The following is a 5,198-nucleotide window of genomic DNA, read 5'->3' on the forward strand; positions in this document are numbered from 1 at the left end:
CGATACGCCGATCACCGAATATGGCTTTGCCGGATTGGGCGCCGGCGCGGCGATGGGGGGTTTGAGGCCGATCGTCGAATTCATGACCTTCAACTTCGCGATGCAGGCGATCGACCACATCATCAATTCGGCGGCCAAGACCAATTACATGTCGGGCGGGCAGATGCGCTGCCCGATCGTGTTCCGCGGGCCCAATGGCGCGGCCAGCCGCGTCGGCGCCCAGCACAGTCAGAATTACGGGCCATGGTATGCCAGCGTGCCGGGGCTGGTGGTTATCGCTCCCTACAGCGCAGCCGACGCCAAAGGGTTGTTGAAGGCCGCGATCCGCAGCGACGATCCGGTCGTGTTTCTTGAGAATGAGCTGCTCTACGGCCATAGTTTCGACGTGCCCGAGGGCGACGAGGTGCTGCCGATCGGCAAGGCGCGGACCGTCCGCGAAGGCAAGGACGTGACGCTGGTCAGCTACTCGATCGGGGTCGGCGTGGCGCTCGAAGCTGCGACGACGCTGGCCGGGGAGGGGATCGAGGCCGAGGTCATCGACTTGCGCACGCTGCGCCCGCTCGACAAGGCGGCAGTGCTGGTCAGCCTGAAGAAGACCAACCGGCTGGTGGTGGTCGAGGAAGGCTGGCCGACCTGCTCGATCTCGAGCGAAATCGTCGCGATCTGCATGGAGGACGGGTTCGACGACCTCGACGCTCCGGTGCTGCGGGTGACCAACGAAGACGTACCGATGCCCTACGCCGCCAACCTAGAGAGACTGGCGTTGATCAACACCGCCGACGTGGTCACGGCGGCCAAAGCAGTCCTCTATCGCTGAGCCCCAAGGGCCGGTAATGCGCGACCGCGACCTGATCCGGCATTATTGGCCGGTCGAGCTCAGGCCCGCGTTCGATGCGCTGTTCGGGATCGATGATGCGCTGGGACAAGTGGTCGCCTCGACCAGCCAGCCGGCATTGGGCGCGATCCGCCTGGCCTGGTGGCGCGAAGCGCTCGAACGGCTCGACCATAGCCCGCCGCCGCCCGAACCGCGGTTGCAGGCGGTGGCCGAAGACCTGTTGCGGCGCGGAATCAGCGGCGCCGAGGTGGGCGCGCTGGAAAGCGGCTGGGCTGCCTGGCTCGACGAGGAGCCCGATCTCGATGCGGTGGCGGCGCGGGGCGAGACGCTGTTCGCGCTCGCCGCCCGGTTATTGAACAGCAAAGATCCGCGCCTTGGCGAGGCTGGCAGATTGTTCGCGCTGGGTGATGCGGCGAGGCGGGGACTTCGCTTGCCCGCGACGCCCGGCCTTGGCGGCCATCATTTTCCCCACGCCTTGCGCCCGCTGACCGCTTTGGCCAAGCTCGCCGTGCGCGATTTGCGTGACGGCAAGCGGCTGGAGCCCGAAGCGACTCCGGCCCGCGCCGCCGCTTTGCTGGCGCACCGCCTGTTTGGAACCGTTGCGTAGGCGGATTGAATCTTGCCCGAAGTGGGCGTAATCTCTGCAGCGCCGGATCGCCATCTTCCCTTGGGAGGAGCCGATGGGCCGTTTCCTTGCCGGTGTCGCCGCCTGCCTGTTGCTGGTCACGGGTGGGCTATTGTTGTGGCAATCCCGGGCCGAGGCGCCGGCGTTGCCGTCCGCCCCGCTGGCGCGTTTCGCCGCCTTCGCGACGCCGGGCGTCCGCCTCGCACCGATCCCCAATGCGCCGGAAGCCGACGCCAAATCGAAGGAAGAGAAGCGCTTCGCCCGCGCCGACAAGAACAAGGACGGGCGGATCACGCTCGCTGAACTGGTCGAGCCGCGGCGCAAGGCTTACGACCGGCTCGATCTCGACCATGACGGCAAATTGAGCTTCGAGGAATGGGCGGTAAAGACCATCGATAAGTTCAAGGAAGCCGACGCCGACAAAAGCCAGGTGCTGAACGCGGCCGAATTTACCGCGACCGCGCCCAAGCCCAAGGCTAAGAAGCCCGAATGCGGGTGCGGGTGAGCACTAGGCGTGTCATGACTTCTTGGACTAGCGCCCAGGCTGGGCTGCTTGGCTTGAGCGACCATTTGCGATTAGACTGCTCGCTCGGAGGTCGCTGGGGGCGAGCCATGACGAATCTCGAACGGTGAAGTCCGGAAGATGAACGGTTTCGACGTGCTTTTTTCGCTCCTGAGCTTGTTGCTCGGCTTGGCCATGGCGGAAATACTCGGCGACTTCGGCAGGGTGATCGAGCTGCGACGGATCATCAAGATCGGGTGGCTGACCCCTCTGCTGGCCTTGCTCGTGATGTTAGATCTCGGCAGCTTCTGGGCAAGCGCATATGGCTACCGCAATGTGCTTGTTGCCAACGACCTCAGTATGTTGGCGGTATTGGGCTTCGCAAGCGTCTATTATCTGATCGCAACGCTCGTCGTCCCCGAAGACCTGGAGGGCGTGAAAGACCTGGATCAGCACTACTGGCGCAATCGGCGTATTGTAATTGGTGGGATTATCATGCTCAACCTGCCGAACATTCCATTGACGATCGCGGTTGGGGCGGGGCCAGTGGGGTGGGCTATCGTTGTGGCTTTCTATTCGTTTCTCGTTGCGCTTCTCGCAGCGACTGGGGCGCGGGCGAATGTCGTCCTTCTCCTCCTCGTTATTTCAATTTACTGGATGGTGCCTGTCTACGAGCTTATCGCCCGTTTTCACGCATGAGGTAGCCGCAAACGCTATGTGCCGGCGATCGTGCGGTGGCATGAACTGGTCGCGCGATCAGGCAGACGGTACCAAGTCCGCGATTGGCGTGGAAGTGAGCGCCGGCTGGTCAATCCACTCCGCCAGCGCCGCTCTCGCGCGGTCCGTATAGAGGCGCTTGCGGTCGGCCTTTTTCGATTTGGGGCCGGCCAGCGGGGGCATCAGGCCGAAGTTGATGTTCATCGGCTGGTAGGTGTCCGCCGTCGCGCCGCCAGTGATATGGCCGATCAGTGCGCCGAGCGCCGTCTCGACTGGCGGGGCCGCAAGACTCTGGCCCTGCGCTTCCGCGGCGGCAAAACGCGCCGCGAGCAGGCCGATGGCGGCGCTTTCGACATAGCCTTCGCAGCCGGTGATCTGCCCGGCAAAGCGGATGTGGGGCAGGGCTTTCAAGCGCAACTCCCCATCGAGCAGCTCGGGCGAACGGATAAAGCTGTTGCGGTGGATACCGCCAAGCCGTGCGAACTCCGCCTGCTCAAGCCCTGGGATCGTGCGGAAAATCCGCACCTGCTCGGTATGCTTCAACTTGGTCTGGAAGCCGACCATGTTCCATAATGTGCCGAGCCTATTGTCCTGCCGCAGCTGGATCACGGCGTAAGGCCAGCGCCCCGTTTTCGGATTGTCGAGCCCGACCGGCTTCATCGGTCCGAAGCGCAGCGTCTCGGGTCCGCGTTCGGCCATCACCTCGATCGGCATGCAACCCTCGAAGTAAGGCGTGTCCTTTTCCCATTGCTTGAACGCGGTCTTCTCGCCGGCGTTCAAGGCGGCGATAAACGCCTCATACTGGGCCTGGTCCATCGGGCAGTTGATGTAATCCTTGCCGCCCTTGTCCCACCGCGCCGCCATCCAGCAGATGTCCATGTCGATGCTGTCGCGGTGGACGATCGGGGCGATGGCGTCGAAAAAGGCCAGCGCGTCGGCGCCCGCTGCGCTGGCGATCGCGTCGGCGAGGCCGGGGGCGGTGAGCGGGCCGGTGGCGACGATCGTCGGGCCGGCGGCGGGCAGGGCGTCGATACGCTCGCGCACCACCGTGATATTCGCGTGGCCAGCGATGCGCGCGGTGACCTCGGCGCCGAACGCCTCGCGGTCGACCGCCAGCGCCGAGCCGGCGGGGACGCGATGCTGGTCGGCGGCGGCCATGATCAGCGAGCCGAGGCTCCGCATTTCCTGGTGGAGCAGCCCGACCGCGTTGGAGTCGGCGTCGTCGGAGCGGAAACTGTTCGAGCAGACCATCTCGGCCAGCCGGTCGGATTCATGTGCCGGAGTCGAATCGCCACCTCCGCGCATCTCGCTGAGGCGCACGCTGTGGCCCGCCTCGGCCAGCTGCCACGCGGCCTCCGACCCGGCGAGCCCGCCTCCGATGATGTGTATGGCGTGAGTCATGTTTTTCTCGTCATTGCGACCCCGGACTTGATCCGGGGGAAGCAATCCAGTTTCGCGCAGCTGGATTGCCGCGCGTCGCTGCGTCGTGCTCACCATGCCCCCGGCATGGCTGCGCGCGCCACACTCCTCGCAATGACGAACTATGAGGGGTTAGGCCAGCCCGCTAAACCGCCGCCGGTTCCTCGGCCCTGGTCACGCTGACCAGCAATTTCTCGATGTCGGCGATGGTATGGCCGGTCATTTCCTTGGCGATCTCGACCACCACGCGTTTTTCGGCCTCCTTGTGAAGCTGCTTGCGCAGTTCGCCGAGCGTCTTGGGCGGGGCGATAATCGCCAGCGCGTCGAAATCATTGGCCAGCGCGCGGCGGTTGACGTCCTGCGCCGCCGAATGCGCCCAGCGGTCTTCCTTGAGCTGGTGGAAGTCGGTCTCCTCATAGGTCGGCCGCCCGTAGCCACCCGACTGCTGGTTGGCCCCGGGCGCATCGGTCTTCATTTCGCTGTCCTTGGCGTCCTGGCGCTCGTCGTGCGCCTCGGTGCGGAGGTCGATCTGGTTCTGGTCGCCATGGTTGCGAAGGAACAGCGTCTTGCGGCCATCGGTGACGAGGACGAGGGCGTTATTGGCAAGCGGCATCGGGGTCTCCTTCAAAGTCTCTCCAAACAAACGCCCCCGCTTAACCCCTCGTTCCTCGCCCGGCCCCTTCGTCCGACGCGAGATCCTCTCCGACCGTCGCATCGTCGTTCGGCGACCCCCCGGTCTCGGCGGCGTAGCCTCGCTCGGCGTCACTGAAGCACGGCCGCCCCGGCAATTTACCGACCGGCCAGCTTCGCTTTCGCGTCCGCATTGCCCTGCGCGGCGGCGAGGCGATACCATCGGGTCGCCTCGACCGGATCCTTCGCCACGCCAGATCCAGCGTCATACATCAGGCCAAGATTATATTGTGCATTGTCATAGTTTTTGGCCGCGGCGAGGCGGTACCATCTGACCGCCTCGACGAGATTGTTGGCCTCGCCTTAACCTTTGTTATACATAGTGCCGATTTGGGTTTGGGCATAGGTATTGCCCAGGGCGGCGGCGTGCCGATACCTTCTGAGAGCCTCGCTGTAGTCGATCGCACCGC

Annotated in this window: 6 protein-coding genes and 1 pseudogene; 4 read left to right on the forward strand and 3 right to left on the reverse strand. The window is 64.5% G+C overall.

Annotated features, from left to right (window positions below; all coding sequences use genetic code 11):
- From RMO25_RS05795 to RMO25_RS05810, 4 genes are all read left to right on the forward strand, one after another.
- Positions 1-817: pyruvate dehydrogenase complex E1 component subunit beta (locus RMO25_RS05795; protein WP_309661657.1), on the forward strand; the 817-nt coding region annotated here is incomplete at its 5' end.
- 16 nt (positions 818-833) lie between these two features.
- Positions 834-1,442: a hypothetical protein gene (locus RMO25_RS05800; RefSeq protein ID WP_309661658.1), complete on the forward strand. Its 609-nt coding sequence runs from the start codon at positions 834-836 to the stop codon at positions 1,440-1,442.
- Between the two features lie 73 nt (positions 1,443-1,515).
- A complete protein-coding gene (locus tag RMO25_RS05805; RefSeq protein ID WP_309661659.1) occupies positions 1,516-1,965 on the forward strand; it encodes an EF-hand domain-containing protein in 450 nt (149 codons plus the stop codon).
- Positions 1,966-2,103: 138 nt separating this feature from the next.
- Positions 2,104-2,661 (forward strand): hypothetical protein, encoded by a 558-nt coding sequence (locus RMO25_RS05810; protein WP_309661660.1) that lies wholly within the window; start codon positions 2,104-2,106, stop codon positions 2,659-2,661.
- A 57-nt stretch (positions 2,662-2,718) separates the two neighbouring features.
- On the opposite strand, the gene trmFO is transcribed toward RMO25_RS05810, so the two are convergent.
- The 3 genes and pseudogenes from trmFO to RMO25_RS05825 form a co-directional block, all read right to left on the reverse strand.
- Positions 2,719-4,080: a methylenetetrahydrofolate--tRNA-(uracil(54)-C(5))-methyltransferase (FADH(2)-oxidizing) TrmFO gene (trmFO, locus tag RMO25_RS05815; RefSeq protein WP_309661661.1), complete on the reverse strand. Its 1,362-nt coding sequence runs from the start codon at positions 4,078-4,080 to the stop codon at positions 2,719-2,721.
- A gap of 163 nt (positions 4,081-4,243) precedes the next feature.
- The gene (locus RMO25_RS05820) at positions 4,244-4,711 is read right to left on the reverse strand and encodes a host attachment family protein (protein ID WP_309661662.1); all 468 of its coding nucleotides are present in this window, start codon (positions 4,709-4,711) and stop codon (positions 4,244-4,246) included.
- Between the two features lie 176 nt (positions 4,712-4,887).
- Positions 4,888-5,010 (reverse strand): annotated as a pseudogene (locus RMO25_RS05825) (SEL1-like repeat protein); the annotation flags it as partial.
- Between the last annotated feature and the right edge of the window lie 188 nt (positions 5,011-5,198).

The organism is Sphingomonas sp., assembly GCF_031361285.1.
Taxonomy (GTDB): Bacteria; Pseudomonadota; Alphaproteobacteria; order Sphingomonadales; family Sphingomonadaceae; genus Sphingomicrobium.